The organism is Vibrio sp. 1CM23M, assembly GCF_023161755.1.
Taxonomy (GTDB): domain Bacteria; phylum Pseudomonadota; class Gammaproteobacteria; order Enterobacterales; family Vibrionaceae; genus Vibrio; species Vibrio coralliirubri.
In genome coordinates this window covers 1-15,642 of record NZ_JALNTR010000010.1, presented here as the reverse complement: position 1 = coordinate 15,642, position 15,642 = coordinate 1, and the positions used below count along the sequence as shown (strand labels likewise).

The following is a 15,642-nucleotide window of genomic DNA, read 5'->3' as shown; positions in this document are numbered from 1 at the left end:
TTCTTCGTACTTGCAGACTAACGAACTTTCCCAACGAACTCCAGAGCTAATCCCGCTCAAACCGATGATTAATTAGCCAATCAGTCGTGTTTGCATACTAGTACACGAGATCAACTCGAACACCATCTGAAAAATAGAGAATTCGTACATCATCGCCTCGGTTGAACAGCATCGAGTTATCGACATCTTGGATAATGTTAACCAACTTGTCGTCTTTGGTTTTGACCAATAACTCGACCAGTTTGTATTCTACTTTATATTGTGTGTTACCTCGGTTACGAGCAATACCCGCGCCCGCTACTGCACCGACAGCTGTCGCCACTTCTTTACCGGTGCCGCCGCCAAACTGATTACCAATCAAGCCACCAATCGCCGCACCTAACAAGGTTTCCCAACCATTCGCTTTCGACTCAACGATCTCTTGCTGAGTGATGTATCTGACCGTATCAATCTCACCATAAACCACCTCGTTTACTGGTCGAGCTTGGTTTCTGTTGTAAGCTGCATTTGCCAACATGGGCAAAACAAGTAAAATCCAAAGCAACTTCTTCATGGTAAAACTCCTAAAGACCTCTTGGTCAGTGATTAATCTGTAATGCGGTACTTATGACTATATACCTAACCGAACTTGATACTACCAGTATAGAGTTTCCTTCGCCTTTCGACGCGCTTGATGAACCCAACGGTCTGCTCGCCTTCGGTGGTGATTTATCACCAATGCGAATTTTAAACGCTTATAGCCAAGGTATATTTCCATGGTATGGCCCAGGTGAGCCTATACTTTGGTGGAGCCCTGCACCGCGAGCTGTATTTAATCCTAAGACATTCGAACCGTCAAAAAGTCTTAAAAAGTTTCAAAGAAAGCACAATTACCGAGTCAGCATCAACCAAGCGACGGACAGAGTAATTGGTTATTGCTCTTCACTAAGACCCGAAGAAGAAACCTGGCTAAACAGCGACATGCAGTCAGCCTACCGCAAACTCGCTTCATTAGGTTTCTGCCACTCGGTTGAGGTTTGGCAAGATGATGAACTGATCGGCGGACTTTACGGCTTACAAAGAGGCCAAGTCTTTTGCGGTGAATCGATGTTCAGCCTGAAGACCAATGCCTCTAAAATTGCGCTGTGGTACTTTTGTGAACACTTTACACAATTCGGCGGACAACTGATTGATTGCCAAGTCATGAACCCTCACTTGGAATCCTTAGGCGCTATCGAGGTTGATAGGGATGAATTCCTAGGTTCTCTGCAATTACTCAAAGAGTTCTCCGTTAACGATGCATGCTTTAAAACCCAATGGCTAAAGGAAATGCCTTAATGAATCCAGATTTACAACAAATCAGAATTGGATTAACAGACAATCACGCTTGCAGCTACTTACCTCACCTCGAAGAGAGAGTGGCAGTCACGCTTGACGAACACATGCACACCTCAGATAACTATGAAGTTCTGCTTGCGAATGGATTTCGCCGCAGTGGTTCAACTATTTATAAGCCACATTGCGATAATTGCTCAGCATGCCAAGCAATTCGTCTTTCAATTCCTGAGGTAAAGCTTTCCAAAAGCCAACGACGGATCCTGAACAAAGGGAAATCACTGCGTTGGGAACTGAAAGATGAGATGGATGGTAACTGGTTTGACTTATACAGTCGTTATATCACCGCTCGTCACCGTTCGGGAACCATGTACCCACCCAAGAAAGAAGAGTTTCTACAATTCTCTAAAAATGAGTGGCTTACTACAAAGTTCATGCACATCTATGATGAGAACAAGTTGGTTGGTATCGCCGTAACCGACATCATGGCTCACTGTACGAGCGCGTTTTATACCTTCTTCGATCCTGATATAGACATTTCGATGGGAACACTTGGCGTTCTATTTCAGATCCAACATGCCCAGAAAGAACAAAAACAATGGTTATATTTGGGTTATCAAATCGATGAATGCCCTGCGATGAACTATAAAGTACGATTTCAACGTCATCAAAGGCTAGTAAATCAGCGGTGGCAAGGGTAGAATACGCGACAACTTTACATATTTTGATTTTAACGGCACAATCAAGCCGTTGAAAACCGCCAAATTTCGAAAGAGGATTAGATGGCTAAAGAAGACGTAATCGAGATGCAAGGCACTGTCCTTGATACTCTACCAAACACAATGTTCCGTGTTGAGCTTGAAAACGGTCACGTAGTGACAGCACACATCTCTGGTAAAATGCGTAAGAACTACATCCGTATTCTTACTGGTGATAAAGTAACTGTTGAGATGACTCCATACGACCTTTCTAAAGGCCGCATCGTCTTCCGTGCTCGTTAATTTTTAATTAGCGAATACAATAAGAAGCGGAGCTTAAGGCTCCGTTTTTTATTGCCTGAACTTTTTACTGCACAAGCACATCAATCTCGCAGCTCGCAAGCATAAAAAAACGCACAACCGAAGTCATGCGTTTTAAATTTAAGCCCTTGAATTATCAATCACTTCGTTAGTGCATAACCTCTTCTTTAGCACCAACATAGATGAAATCCAATTCGTCTTTTTTCAGGGATACTTTAACCGTACCGCCATCAACCAAGCTACCAAACAGTAACTCGTTAGCAAGTGGCTTCTTAAGCTTCTCTTGAATCACACGCCCCATTGGACGAGCACCCATAGTCTTGTCATAGCCTTTATCAGCTAACCAATGACGAGCATCCTCAGAAACCTCTAAAGACACGCCACGAGCGTCCAGTTGAACTTGAAGTTCGACAATGAACTTATCAACAACTTGGCTAATCACAGTTGGATCAAGGCTGTTGAACCAAATGATATTATCAAGACGGTTACGGAACTCAGGAGTAAATACCTTCTTGATTTCACCCATCGCATCTGGCGCATGATCTTGTTGGATCAGGCCGATTGATTTCTTCTCAGTTTCAGCCACACCCGCGTTGGTCGTCATCACTAGAATCACATTGCGGAAGTCCGCTTTGCGACCATTGTTATCAGTTAGCGTGCCGTTATCCATTACCTGCAGTAGCAAGTTAAAGATATCTGGGTGAGCTTTTTCGATTTCATCCAGTAACACAACAGAGTGTGGGTTCTTGATTACGGCGTCAGTTAGCAGACCACCTTGATCGTAACCAACATAACCAGGAGGAGCACCAATCAAGCGGCTCACAGAATGACGCTCACCGTACTCAGACATATCAAAGCGCAGAAGCTCAATACCCATCAGTTTAGACAGTTGAACGGTAACCTCGGTTTTACCTACACCAGTAGGTCCTGCGAATAAGAATGAACCAACAGGTTTATTGTCAGCACCCAATCCAGCACGGGTCAGCTTGATCGCTTCGCTCAATACATCGATTGCAGGGTCTTGTCCGAATACCAACATTTTCATGCGGTCATCCAGTTTCTGCAACGTATCTTTGTCTGAAGATGATACTGATTTTTCAGGAATTCGCGCCATTTTCGCAACCATTGACTCAATATCAGCCACGCTTACCGTTTTCTTACGACGGCTTGCAGGAGCCAAACGACTACGAGCGCCTGCTTCATCGATTACGTCAATGGCCTTATCAGGAAGGTGACGTTCATTGATGTATTTAGCTGACAGTTCCACAGCAGCACGCAACGCTTTGTTGGTGTAGCGCACTTCGTGGTGAGCTTCGTATTTTGGCTTCAAGCCAATCAGAATCTTAGTCGTATCATCTAGCGATGGTTCAATAATATCGATTTTCTGGAAGCGACGAGCTAAAGCACGCTCCTTCTCAAAAATACTGCTGTACTCTTGGTACGTTGTTGAACCGATACAGCGCAATTTGCCGCTGCTTAGTAGCGGTTTAATTAAGTTTGCCGCATCAACCTGACCACCAGAGGCAGCGCCAGCACCAATAATGGTGTGGATCTCATCGATGAACAGAATCGCGTCTTCTTCTTTCTCGAGTTGCTTAAGAATCGCTTTAAAACGTTTCTCAAAGTCACCACGATATTTCGTCCCTGCTAACAGTGAACCGATATCTAGAGAATAAATTACGCTGCTCTGAATGATTTCAGGCACTTGTCCTTCAACAATGCGCCATGCAAGACCTTCCGCGATGGCAGTTTTACCTACACCCGCTTCACCCACTAACAGAGGGTTGTTCTTACGACGACGACACAGAACTTGGATAGTACGCTCTAGCTCTTTGTCACGACCGATTAATGGGTCAATATTACCTTGCTTCGCTACTTCGTTAAGGTTGGTCGCGAAATTTTCTAAACGGTCTTCTGAATTAGCTTCTTCAGCATTTTCTGCACCACCAAATGAATCAGATGATGAAGGACTATCGCCTTCGTTGCTGGCTTTAGTAATACCGTGTGAGATGAAGTTAACAATATCTAAGCGACTAATGTCATTTTTCTTAAGAAGATATGCCGCGTGAGATTCTTGCTCACTAAAAATAGCCACAAGTACGTTAGCACCTGTTACTTCGCTGCGACCTGAAGATTGAACATGAAAAACAGCGCGTTGAAGTACTCGTTGAAAGCTCAATGTAGGCTGAGTTTCGCGAGTTTCGTCGCTTTCAGGGATAAGTGGGGTCGTTTGATCGATAAAAATATCGAGCTCATTGCGAAGAGCATCGAGATCAGCCTGACAAGCTTGGAGCGCTTCCTTGGCCGCATCATTTTCTAATAATGCTAGTAGGAGGTGTTCGACAGTCATGAATTCATGTCGCTTGTCTCGCGCACGAGCAAATGCGCCATTTAAACTCGTCTCTAATTCTTTATTTAGCATAAGTACCTCCTAAGGGAACAACAGTGTTGTTCGAGCAATTTATACTTGCTCCATTGTACATAGTAGCGGATGCTCATTTTCCTTTGAGTACATCGTGACCTGCGCTACCTTTGTTTCCGCTATTTCAGCACTGTATGTGCCGCATATAGCTTTACCTTCATAATGAACCTTGAGCATCACTTCCGTTGCTTTTTCGATATCTAGTGAGAAGAATCGCTCTAGGATCTCGATTACAAAGTCCATGGGCGTGTAGTCATCGTTATTCAACACAACGTTATACATCGCCGGTGGCTTTACTTTTGTTGCTTCTTTCTCCAGTAAATCTGAGCCTGGAGATGCCCATTCAAAGTTTCTGCTCATATCGCTTTGCTAAGGGTTATTTTTCGGAAGTCGTGAGTGTTTACCTAACTCAAATTTACCACATTCACGCTTTACGGTGTACTAAGAAACTGCACCGAGAAACAGTACCAAAAAATATTCCTCTATACTGAGCCTAATCCACCATTTCCATCGCTGCAAATAAAAGATCTCGATTAACAGGATTAACATATGTGATTGATTAAAAAGACGCCACAACTATTGATACTAACGATAAGATTACCGCTAAGTTGCTATTTAGTTAATAGTTTGCAGTTAATCTCGAATGTGATTTGTTATTAAAATTGATCACTTTTATACCAATTTGCTATTGACTGTGCTCAATCATTAGCTACATTGGAGCTAAAAGGTTTTTTAATACATTTTTGCAACATGAATTAAAATCAGTAACACGCTTCAAAAATTAACAATAAGGAATAATTACGCAGGGTAGCGTTAATTTCCGTAAGCAATGTACGAGATTCAAGCTATTAGCTGAAATTCTTTAGCTGGTAGGAATGATATCAATCGCACTTACAACAATTGATATAACAACGTTAGTAACAAAATGCATGAGGGATGTATAGCATGGCTACAGGTACAGTAAAATGGTTTAACAATGCCAAAGGGTTTGGCTTTATTTGTCCAGAAGGTGAAGACGGCGATATTTTCGCGCACTACTCCACAATACAAATGGAAGGTTATCGAACCTTAAAGGCTGGTCAGCAGGTCGACTATGAAGTAGAAAGTGGACCTAAAGGCTCGCATGCTAGCTCCGTTGTTCCTGTAGAAGGCAGCGCCGCAAAATAGGCGAATGCCAACTCATGTTAACCTCCATCAGTCGTCATTAACGGCTGACAGGTAAACAGAATATTGAAACCGCTCATTTAATATCTGTAATACAGGATTACGTGAGCGGTTTTTTTTCGTTTTGGGAACTCTAAAGTGACTCACTAGTCCATTAGTTCGCGGATGTATTCTTATTGAGCTAGGTTTTGGGGGATTAAAAAAGAACAAAAAAAGACGCTTTAACGTTATCGTTAAAGCGTCTCTCGTTTTGACTTTATCTATGACTTAGCTTTCAAACTAAGCAAATCGTTAGCAAATCACGTTCGTGACTGACTAACGATAAGTCCAATCACTATGCATCAATAAATGCGTTTAGCGTTGAGCTTGGGCGCATTAGTGTTGAAACCAATGCATCGTCAAGTAGGTAGTAACCACCTAAGTCACCAGCCACACCTTGAGCGTTGTTCAGCTCTGCAACGATCGCTTCTTCACTTTCAGCCAGTTGACTTGCCACACCTGCAAACTCAGCAGCAAGATCAGCGTCAGCCGTTTGCTCAGCAAGCGCCTTAGCCCAGTATGCCGCTAGGTAGTAGTGGCTACCACGGTTATCAAGCTCACCCACTCGACGTGAAGGAGACTTGTTGTTATCAAGGAACTCACCCGTTGCTTTATCAAGCGCATCAGCAAGAACTTGTGCTTTAGCGTTACCTGTTACTACGCTCAGGTGCTCTAGAGATGCAGCCAATGCCAAGAATTCACCTAGGGAATCCCAACGCAGGTGGTTTTCTTTCTCTACTTGTTGAACGTGCTTAGGAGCAGAACCGCCAGCACCTGTTTCAAACAGGCCACCACCGTTCATTAGTGGAACAATCGATAGCATCTTAGCTGATGTACCAAGCTCTAGAATCGGGAACAAGTCAGTTAGGTAATCACGTAATACGTTACCTGTAACCGAAATAGTATCTAGGCCTTCTTTGATACGAACCAGTGAGTATTGAGTCGCATCCAGTGGAGCGAGGATCTTAATTTCAAGACCATCGGTATCGTATTCAGGAAGGTACGCTTCAACTTTCTTGATAAGCTGAGCATCATGTGCGCGTGACGCATCTAGCCAAAATACCGCTGGAACACCCGATGCACGAGCACGCGTTACCGCAAGCTTAACCCAGTCTTGGATTGGTGCATCTTTAACCTGACACATACGGAAGATATCGCCTTCCTCTACGTCTTGCTCTAGAAGCACAGCGCCTGAAGCGTCAACAACTTGAACCTGACCAGCAGCTTCAAGGATGAAAGTCTTATCGTGAGAACCGTACTCTTCCGCTTTTTGAGCCATCAAGCCAACGTTTGGTACGCTACCCATCGTTGTTGGATCGAACGCGCCGTTCTCTTTACAGAAATCAATAACCGCTTGGTAAATACTCGCGTAGCTACGATCTGGGATCATTGCTTTAGTATCTTTTTGCTTACCTTCTGGATCCCACATTTGACCAGAAGAACGCAACATTGCAGGCATAGATGCATCCACAATAATATCGCTTGGTACGTGTAGGTTAGTAATTCCACGGTCCGAATCAACCATCGCTAGTGGTGGTTGAGTCTCGTATACCGCTTGTAGATCAGCTTCGATTGCTTCTTTTTGATCTTGAGGAAGCGCTGCAATCTTCGCGTAGACATCACCGATGCCGTTATTCACATCAACACCTAGCTCTTCAAACAGCTGACCGTGTTTAGCGAATACGTCTTTGTAGTAAACCTTAACCGCGTGACCAAAAATCACTGGGTCAGATACTTTCATCATCGTCGCTTTCATGTGAAGAGAAAGCAGTACGCCTTGCTCTTTAGCCGATGAGATTTCTTTTTCGAAGAACGCAACCAAAGCGGCCTTATTCATCACTGACGCATCAATAATCTCTTTATCTTGCAGTGCAAAAGCTGGCTTCAATGTTTTCTTCGCGCCATCTTTACCAACGAATTCAATGCTAACTTCTGTAGCACCTTCAATGGTTACTGACTTTTCGCTACCGAAGAAGTCTTTGTCGTCCATACTTGAAACGTGCGACTTAGAATCTGCAGACCAAGCACCCATTGAGTGTGGGTTCTTCTTCGCGTAGTTTTTAACTGAAAGTGGAGCGCGGCGATCCGAGTTACCTTCACGCAATACAGGGTTTACTGCACTGCCTTTGATTTTGTCGTAAGTCGCTTTAACAGCTTTCTCTTCGTCAGTGTTTGCTTCTTCTGGGTAATTAGGAAGTGCGTAACCTTTTGACTGTAGCTCTTTGATTGTTGCTTGAAGCTGAGGTACAGATGCAGAGATGTTTGGAAGCTTGATAATGTTCGCTTCTGGTGTCTTAGCCAATTCACCTAGTTCTGCTAATGCATCACCAATACGTTGCTCTTCGTTCAAGTAGTCAGGGAAGTTGGCAATAATGCGCCCTGCAAGTGAAATGTCGCGAGTATCAACGTTAATACCAGAAGAAGCTGTAAAAGATTGAATGATTGGCAGCAGAGAGTAAGTTGCTAGCGCCGGAGCTTCGTCTGTAATGGTATAGATGATCGTTGGTTTTTCAGTAGGCATGAAATTTCCCTATAGTTCTTACAAGCTCATTTAAAATAGTGAGCATGTTATAAATTGACCAGTAAGCCACTCAAAGAGTGAAAACTGCTTACTCGATAGTCGTACTCTATCTTATTTTTCATGCAATCTTGATGACAGCATGAACCAAATCCGTGAGTGCGTTGTTATAATAAAACACGAAGGTATAATTAAACAAATCAGGCTTAAGAGTCCATCAACTTGTTCTATTTTGTGTCTTTTAGGCGCGCAAATGATAGCTCAATTCCGTTTCAGTGAAAACTTTTCAGCACACTTCGTTTACATTTTTGCAAGGTAGTTAACATGTCTACTCGCTCACGCAGCACATCTCGTTCAGACAAACCGGCTCGTTCTGGTGCAACATTAAAACAAAGCGGTAATAGACAAAGCCGAAGCAGTGATAAGAATAACACTGGCAATTCGCACAACAAACCTCACTCCAGTAAGCACCGATATAAAGGCAAGCCTACCAACGCAAAACCTAAGGTAGCACTCGAAGATCGCAAAGTAATTCTGTTCAACAAGCCTTTCGATACTCTTAGCCAATTTACAGATGGTGAAGGGAGAAAAACGCTTGCGGACTTTATTCCTGTGAAAGACGTTTATGCTGCAGGTCGACTTGACCGCGACAGCGAAGGGTTAATGGTCTTGACCAACGATGGTATTTTTCAAGCTAAGCTAACTCAACCAAACTCAAAATCCCCAAAGACATACTGGGTACAGGTTGAAGGCGCACCTTCTGAGGAAGATTTAGATAAATTGAGAAAAGGTGTCGAACTAAAAGACGGCATGACACTGCCGGCTAAAGTAGAAGTGATGCAAAAACCTGAAGTGTGGGATAGAAACCCTCCAGTACGCTTCAGAGCCGCGATACCGACAACATGGTTAGCTATCACAATCATTGAAGGACGCAATCGCCAAGTAAGACGAATGACAGCCAATATCGGCTTCCCTACCCTGCGTCTTATCCGTTACTCAATGGGTAATATGAATGTGGGGCAACTGCAGCCTGGAGAATGGAAAGAGATCTAGCAAACAATTAGTAGAAATGAAAAAGCGAGGTACCTGTCATAGATAAGAACACCTCGCTTTAAAAACTTTTTGGTCTTACTTCTGGTCAATTAACCATTTTTGGAATGCTTTACGCTCTTCTTCGGTAGCTCTTGAATACCAAAGCTTTAGTTGAAGCGTGTTTTCAGACTCTTGAACAGTGCTATCAGCAGCAACAGTCGCACCAACCACAGCACCAGTTTGTACTGCCGCGAGTTCTTCTTTCAATGAGCGAATCTTTCCTGAGTCGAAAACCAAACCTCTTTCTTGGTTGTAGTCTTTAACCAGCTGAGGAATATCGCTGTACGGAAGTGCGCCTTTAGATGGCGGTAAAATTTCTTGCACGACTTCTACATCATTACCATCTACAGAGACATTAAAAATCGGCAGCTCTCTATCCATATTTTTTGCGATTTTCTCATATTTTCGGCTTACGAGATCAACATCAACATCTGCATTTTCAGGAACAGTAACTACCATAATGTAAGGTACTGTACTGATGAATTCGCGCTTACCTTTATTGCTCAAATACCCCGAATAATCTAGAACGAGTTGGTTTTCACCTGGAGCAAATACCGCATCTTTTGCACTTTCAACAACCTCACCGTTCAAAGTATTTAGTGAAACCCCAGAAGCTAAATCAAGAGCAGCCGTTGCATATGGTGCAGAGAATAGGCAGACAATACTCAAATACCACTTGTTCATGTAAGATTCCTTTATCAATAAATGTAAAAAAGCCAGCTTAACGCTGGCTTTTGTATAGCATAGTTAACTACTAATTAGAATGAGTAGTAAACACCAGCGATAACGCCGTCAGCATCTAGAGTCTTTGAATCGTACTCGAAATCACCTGTTTGGTATTCAGCTAGGAATAGGATGTTGTCACGGAATGCGTAGTCAACACCAACAACTAGGTTAGTAGAATCGATATCAGAGATCTTCTCAGTACCAGAAGATGTAGATAGTTCGTCAGTAGTTGCTACTGCGTAAGTAGTGTATAGACGAACTGCGTCGATTTGGTAAGCAGCAGCTACACCCATAGTCTCGCCGTTACCGTATTTACCAGAAACGTCAGTGATTTTCCAGTAACCGTAACCTTTGTTACCTTCAAATTGTGCGTAAGTTGCAGCTAGGTATAGGCCACCAAACTCAGCAGAAGCAGAAACACCAGCTAGAGAGTAATCTACGTCTTTCTCAGCATCACCAGTGATGTAAGAAGCACCGATAGAGAAGTTGCTGAATGCGTAGTCAGCAGAGATACCGTATGTGTTATCAACATCTTCAGTAGAGTCAGTGTTGATGTCAGCTACGATAGTGAAACCTTCAACGAATTGACCTTTGAATACTACACCTTTACCAGTAGACTCACGGTGGTGACCACCAGTAGAGCCCATGTAGTTACCTTCGTTTGTGATATCGTCTTTCTGGATAGCGTCTGCAGATTCTGCTAGGTCGCCAGTCTCACCGAAAGCCATACCCCAAGTGTCAGTTTTGAAGCCAACTAGTACGTCATCAAATTTAGCATCGCTACCATCAGATTCGATTTCGAAAGAAGCAAAACCAGTGAACGTGTCGTTTAGTTTTTGCTCAGCGTCTAGTTGGATTTTAGCCCAAGTAGAAACGTCAGCTTCGTTCTTAACTGTTTTAGTTAGAGTCTCGTCTACTTCAGATTGAGATAGGTAGATATCTACCTCACCTTTTAGGCTAACTTTAGTATCGTCGTTAGAGTAAATTTCTGCTGCGTTTACAGAAGTTGCTGTAGCTGCGATAGCTAGCGCTAATAGAGTCTTTTTCATAATAAATCCACTGCCTTTTCTAAGAATGGGAGATCCTTGCCCGGTTCCCTTTTATTTTTATGACTGGTCATTACCACTCTTTGTTGGTTAATCACCGTCACTAAATTTCGAGGTCTAGATTGCAAAAGATTATCCTGCGTGTCAAATAAACTAAAAGCAAACCTAAAAAAAACACAAAGCAATCAAAATCAATCACTTACATTTTTTTTCATTGTTTTACGAGCAGCTTATCCTTAGTTTTGTCAGGAAATATAATAATCCAAAAAAAGAACAAAACAGCATTTAACACCGCAAACAACTTATAAAAACGCCACACCTCAGGATTTAACACCTACAAGCAAGTCTTTTTTAATATTTATATTTCGCAACATAAATAAAATAGTTAAGTTCCTGATGGTTCAGTTTTTTTTTGTGAACAAGATCTACCTTTGATTCAAAAGCAAGCTATTTCACCGTAAATGTACCGACTAGTGATATGTGCTACTATCCTCGCTCCGTTACGTAGGTCACAGTATGCTAACTACTAAAATTCAAAAATCTATTCGCACCAGTTATCAAAACCTCCAAGATCAGTTGGACAACTTTGTACCTCGACGTGCTCAAAACTACCTTGTTGCAGAAATAGCGAAGACACTTTGTGGTCAATACCACAAAAGTAATCGCATGATTGTTGCAGAAGCTGGGACAGGGATCGGGAAATCACTGGCTTATTTAATGGCGACTATTCCTGTCGCTGTGCTCAATAATCGAAAAATAGTCATATCGACGGCGACGGTTGCGCTACAAGAACAGCTCGTCAATAAAGATCTCCCTCTATATAGAAGACTGACTGATCGAGAGTTTTCTTTCATATTAGCGAAGGGCAGACAGCGTTATTGTTGTTCCGAAAAGCTAGCCGCTGCCTGCGGGGTTGATGGCGGACAAATGGCCATGTTCGAATCTAAGCCAAAGAAGAAGGATATCGACCAACTTCAAACCATGTATCGTAGCCTAACCCAAGGTAAATGGGATGGTGACCGTGATTCTTGGCCAAAACCCATCGACAATATGATTTGGCAGATGATTGTCAGTGATAAACACAGCTGTAACAACAGTATGCCTACGCATAGAGACTGCCCTTTCCAGAAAGCTCGCTCAGAGCTAGATAAAGCAGACGTGATTATCGCCAATCACAGTTTAGTAATGGCTGATGCTGACTTAGGCGGCGGTGTGATACTGCCTGAGCCAGAAAACAGCATCTATATATTCGATGAAGCTCACCATTTACCGCATGTAGCCAGAGATCACTCTTCTGCGGCTGCGAGCTTAAAAGGCGCGGCATCATGGTTAGAGCGTTTGAATCAATCCATCACTAAGCTTTCAGGCCTCGCTGACGAGAAACGTGTCCACCGGTTTCGAAATGAGCTGCAAGACTCAGTGCAACAGCTGATCCCTACCCTGACTCAAATGAGCAAACAGTTTGACGCTAACCACTTTGAAGACGGCTTGTATCGCTTCGAACATGGCGACTTACCTGAGTGGCTTGAGAATGAATCTAAAGATCTCAAGCAGCTCACGCAAAAGGCGAGCCAAGCCGTTGCGAAGATTGCAGACCTAATTGCAGAACGAGTTAAAGACGGGGAGCTTTCAGCAAAACTTGCAGAGCCTGCACTGGCAGAAATTGGCTTCTATATACAAAGAACAGAGAACCTTGCCCAAGTTTGGCGCTTAATGGCAGAACCGAAGAGAGAAAAAGGCGCTCCTTTGGCTCGTTGGCTCGAGCTGAATAAAGAAAGCGAAGGCGATTTCGTTGTTAATGTCTCGCCACTGGAGGTGGGTTGGCAACTGGATCAGCAAATCTGGAGCCGCTGTGTGGGTGCCGTATTAGTATCTGCGACCATGAGAGCACTAAACTCTTTCAGCTTTTTCTGTCATCAAGCCGGAATCAGCCAAAAAGCAGAAGATGGCGTACAATTTTTGGCTTTAGCATCACCGTTTGATTACCAGAATCAAGCAGAGCTGATCGTGCCGGCAATGAAGTACGAACCACAAGCACCTCAGTTTACCGAATATCTTATTGAAATTTTGCCTAAGGTAATAGAAGACAAAAAAGCCAATCTCGTTCTATTCTCTTCTTACTGGCAAATGAACAAAGTTGCAGAGGCGTTAGCAACAGATTTCGTTAAAAAGTCGTGGGCATTGCAGGTTCAAGGCGATACTTCACGAACTGAAATTCTAAAAAAACATAAAAAGCTAATAGACCAAGGTAAAACCAGCGTTCTTTTTGGAACTGGCAGCTTTTCTGAAGGTCTTGATCTACCGGGTGAGCTTCTTGAAAACCTCGTGATTACTAAGATTCCTTTTGGTGTTCCTACCTCTCCTGTAGAGCAAGCACATTCAGAATATATTGAATCACGCGGTGGTAACCCTTTTATGCAGATTACTGTTCCAGATGCGAGTAAAAAGCTTATTCAATCTGTGGGTAGACTACTGCGTAAGGAAAGAGATTCTGGTAAAGTCACGATCCTTGATAGACGCATAGTAACGAAGCGATACGGAAAGTCCCTACTCGATTCACTACCGCCTTTTAAAAGAACAATAAAATACTAATATCCCCTGCCCTCGAGGTAGTTATGGGCCTTCATCGCTAGGCCCTTGCATTCACAACCCAACATGACTAATCCATCGATTTTTCATGTGGCTGCCCTATCAGCCGATAACGAGAACACTAGCTATTTATGGAAATGATTGAGCCAACCATGTTGGTCATACTTGCTCTAGTTGCATTTGCAGCAGGCTTTATTGATGCTGTCGCAGGTGGCGGAGGGATGTTAACCGTTCCAGCTTTACTATCACTTGGTTTACCGCCACACATTGCATTGGGTACTAACAAGCTTGCAGCGACTTTCGCTTCATCTACAGCTGCATTCACTTACTACCGTAAAAAGCTGTTCAAGCCTGAGTGTTGGGTCAATGCGTTCATATCTACTTTAATAGGTGCGACCATCGGCACACTCACTGTTGATGCTATTAGCACTGAGTGGTTAGAGAAGGTATTGCCGTTAGTCATTCTTGCCGCAGCTGTCTATACCATTTTTCATAAGACTCCAGATGTGAGCTATAATGTGTCTCCTAAGCCTTGCCCTGTACTTAAGAGAAAACAAAAGTACCAAGGATTCATTCTTGGTTTTTATGATGGGGTTGCAGGCCCAGGAACTGGCGCGTTTTGGACGGTAAGCTCTATGGCGCTTTATCGCTTAAACATCTTACTTGCCTCTGGTCTATCCAAAGCCATGAACTTTACCAGTAACTTTACCTCTTTGGTGACCTTCGCGATTCTTGGTCATATTGATTGGGTTCTAGGTTTAACCATGGGTCTTTGTTTAATGGCCGGAGCGTTTGTTGGTGCTCACTCTGCTATTCGTTTCGGTGCTACATTTATACGACCGGTGTTTGTTACCGTAGTAAGCGTACTTGCGATTAAACTGGCATACGAAGCTTGGTTTGTGAACTTATAGGCAGTAGCCAACGGGAAGTGAAATGAATCAATTTTCAAAGCTAAAAAGTGTCATTGATACCTTGATTGGCCATTGCTCTCAGGTTGATAAATCTCGAGGTGCTTATCATCAAGCCTTGTTTGACCGAGCCTTATTTAAATGTGGCGCCTCTGTTTTACTTCCCTATGCACTTGAAACTCAGGCAACGTACCGCACCATTGTACGTGAACAAACCACAAATCAACTGACCGCGTCCAGAGCCAACTACCTGACAGAAAAGCTGACAAATCAGATTGCAGCAATCCAAAGAGAGTTAGCCAACCACGATTTACGCTTGGACCGAAAAAGTAAGTCAGGGAAAACCCTTAACGACCTATACAACGAACTCGCTCAGCACCAAGACTGGCAAAAGCGATTGGTCGATTTAGTACGAGTACGAAAGTTAGCGTTTGATTCTGCGCCTCGCCACAGTAAGAAAAAAGCGGAAGAGGCTTGGCAGTTAGCCAAAGAACGATTAGAACGCTGTGAAGACTCAATGAAAAATATTGAGAGACTGATTAACTTAGAGAACCCTAAGCGAAATGAACACTGATAACACACCATCACCACTGGATAACGCACCAGAAGAAGTTAAGTTAGCTGTCGACCTGATCTATCTGCTCGAAAGCAACGAAATCGATCCAAAAGTCGCGTTAGAAGCAATCAAAATTGTCCAGCAAGATTTACAAGCCAAACTAGCATCTAGCATCTGATGTGACCCCATAAAAGTAGACACTTAATACAGAGCATTGAGTGTCATGAAAGTAAAATCACAAAGACAATA

General features: G+C 43.2%; 15 protein-coding genes. 9 read left to right on the top strand and 6 right to left on the bottom strand.

What is annotated here, in order from left to right; translation table 11 throughout:
- Positions 1-97 precede the first annotated feature (97 nt).
- Positions 98-553 carry a glycine zipper 2TM domain-containing protein gene (locus MSG35_RS20650; protein WP_004736438.1) on the bottom strand — a complete coding sequence of 152 codons (456 nt, stop codon included), beginning with the start codon at positions 551-553 and terminating at the stop codon, positions 98-100.
- 53 nt (positions 554-606) lie between these two features.
- On the opposite strand from MSG35_RS20650, the gene aat reads away from it, so the two are divergent.
- The 3 genes from aat (at position 607) to infA (ending at position 2,315) form a co-directional block, all read left to right on the top strand.
- On the top strand, positions 607-1,317 hold the full coding sequence (gene aat, locus MSG35_RS20645) for a leucyl/phenylalanyl-tRNA--protein transferase (protein ID WP_048607327.1): 711 nt from the start codon (positions 607-609) through the stop codon (positions 1,315-1,317).
- Positions 1,317-2,015, top strand: coding sequence for an arginyltransferase (locus tag MSG35_RS20640; RefSeq protein ID WP_065677234.1), 699 nt, complete (start codon positions 1,317-1,319; stop codon positions 2,013-2,015). Before aat ends, MSG35_RS20640 begins: the two co-directional genes overlap by 1 nt.
- An 81-nt stretch (positions 2,016-2,096) precedes the next feature.
- Positions 2,097-2,315 carry a translation initiation factor IF-1 gene (gene infA, locus MSG35_RS20635; protein ID WP_001040192.1) on the top strand — a complete coding sequence of 73 codons (219 nt, stop codon included), beginning with the start codon at positions 2,097-2,099 and terminating at the stop codon, positions 2,313-2,315.
- 166 nt (positions 2,316-2,481) lie between these two features.
- On the opposite strand, the gene clpA is transcribed toward infA, so the two are convergent.
- Together clpA and clpS are read right to left on the bottom strand one after the other, a co-directional pair.
- Positions 2,482-4,755, bottom strand: coding sequence for an ATP-dependent Clp protease ATP-binding subunit ClpA (gene clpA, locus MSG35_RS20630; RefSeq protein ID WP_048616250.1), 2,274 nt, complete (start codon positions 4,753-4,755; stop codon positions 2,482-2,484).
- 39 nt (positions 4,756-4,794) lie between these two features.
- The gene (gene clpS, locus MSG35_RS20625; protein WP_004737430.1) at positions 4,795-5,115 is read right to left on the bottom strand and encodes an ATP-dependent Clp protease adapter ClpS; all 321 of its coding nucleotides are present in this window, start codon (positions 5,113-5,115) and stop codon (positions 4,795-4,797) included.
- A 585-nt stretch (positions 5,116-5,700) separates the two neighbouring features.
- Here clpS and cspD point away from each other — a divergent pair.
- On the top strand, positions 5,701-5,922 hold the full coding sequence (gene cspD / locus MSG35_RS20620; RefSeq protein ID WP_004736548.1) for a cold shock domain-containing protein CspD: 222 nt from the start codon (positions 5,701-5,703) through the stop codon (positions 5,920-5,922).
- A gap of 331 nt (positions 5,923-6,253) precedes the next feature.
- Here cspD and MSG35_RS20615 read toward each other — a convergent pair whose 3' ends face one another.
- Positions 6,254-8,479 (bottom strand): NADP-dependent isocitrate dehydrogenase, encoded by a 2,226-nt coding sequence (locus MSG35_RS20615; protein ID WP_248384911.1) that lies wholly within the window; start codon positions 8,477-8,479, stop codon positions 6,254-6,256.
- A gap of 321 nt (positions 8,480-8,800) precedes the next feature.
- Here MSG35_RS20615 and MSG35_RS20610 point away from each other — a divergent pair, with 321 nt between their 5' ends.
- Positions 8,801-9,529: a pseudouridine synthase gene (locus MSG35_RS20610; RefSeq protein WP_248384910.1), complete on the top strand. Its 729-nt coding sequence runs from the start codon at positions 8,801-8,803 to the stop codon at positions 9,527-9,529.
- A 75-nt stretch (positions 9,530-9,604) separates the two neighbouring features.
- Here the strand turns inward: MSG35_RS20610 and MSG35_RS20605 are convergent, their stop codons facing one another.
- Both MSG35_RS20605 and MSG35_RS20600 read right to left on the bottom strand, forming a co-directional pair.
- Complete coding sequence (locus MSG35_RS20605; RefSeq protein ID WP_248384909.1) at positions 9,605-10,252, bottom strand: DUF2057 family protein; 648 nt, start codon at positions 10,250-10,252, stop codon at positions 9,605-9,607.
- A 74-nt stretch (positions 10,253-10,326) separates the two neighbouring features.
- Complete coding sequence (locus MSG35_RS20600; protein WP_048607339.1) at positions 10,327-11,343, bottom strand: porin; 1,017 nt, start codon at positions 11,341-11,343, stop codon at positions 10,327-10,329.
- Positions 11,344-11,856: 513 nt separating this feature from the next.
- Between MSG35_RS20600 and dinG the strand changes: the two genes are divergently transcribed.
- The 4 genes from dinG to rsmS all read left to right on the top strand — a co-directional run bounded on the left by dinG (position 11,857) and on the right by rsmS (position 15,571).
- Complete coding sequence (dinG, locus tag MSG35_RS20595; protein WP_017066711.1) at positions 11,857-13,932, top strand: ATP-dependent DNA helicase DinG; 2,076 nt, start codon at positions 11,857-11,859, stop codon at positions 13,930-13,932.
- Positions 13,933-14,060: 128 nt separating this feature from the next.
- A complete protein-coding gene (locus MSG35_RS20590) occupies positions 14,061-14,840 on the top strand; it encodes a TSUP family transporter (RefSeq protein WP_248384908.1) in 780 nt (259 codons plus the stop codon).
- 22 nt (positions 14,841-14,862) lie between these two features.
- Complete coding sequence (locus tag MSG35_RS20585) at positions 14,863-15,411, top strand: primosomal replication protein (RefSeq protein ID WP_048612727.1); 549 nt, start codon at positions 14,863-14,865, stop codon at positions 15,409-15,411.
- Positions 15,401-15,571: a pleiotropic regulatory protein RsmS gene (rsmS, locus tag MSG35_RS20580; RefSeq protein ID WP_017055021.1), complete on the top strand. Its 171-nt coding sequence runs from the start codon at positions 15,401-15,403 to the stop codon at positions 15,569-15,571. The genes MSG35_RS20585 and rsmS overlap by 11 nt, the downstream gene beginning before the upstream one ends.
- Positions 15,572-15,642 lie beyond the last annotated feature (71 nt).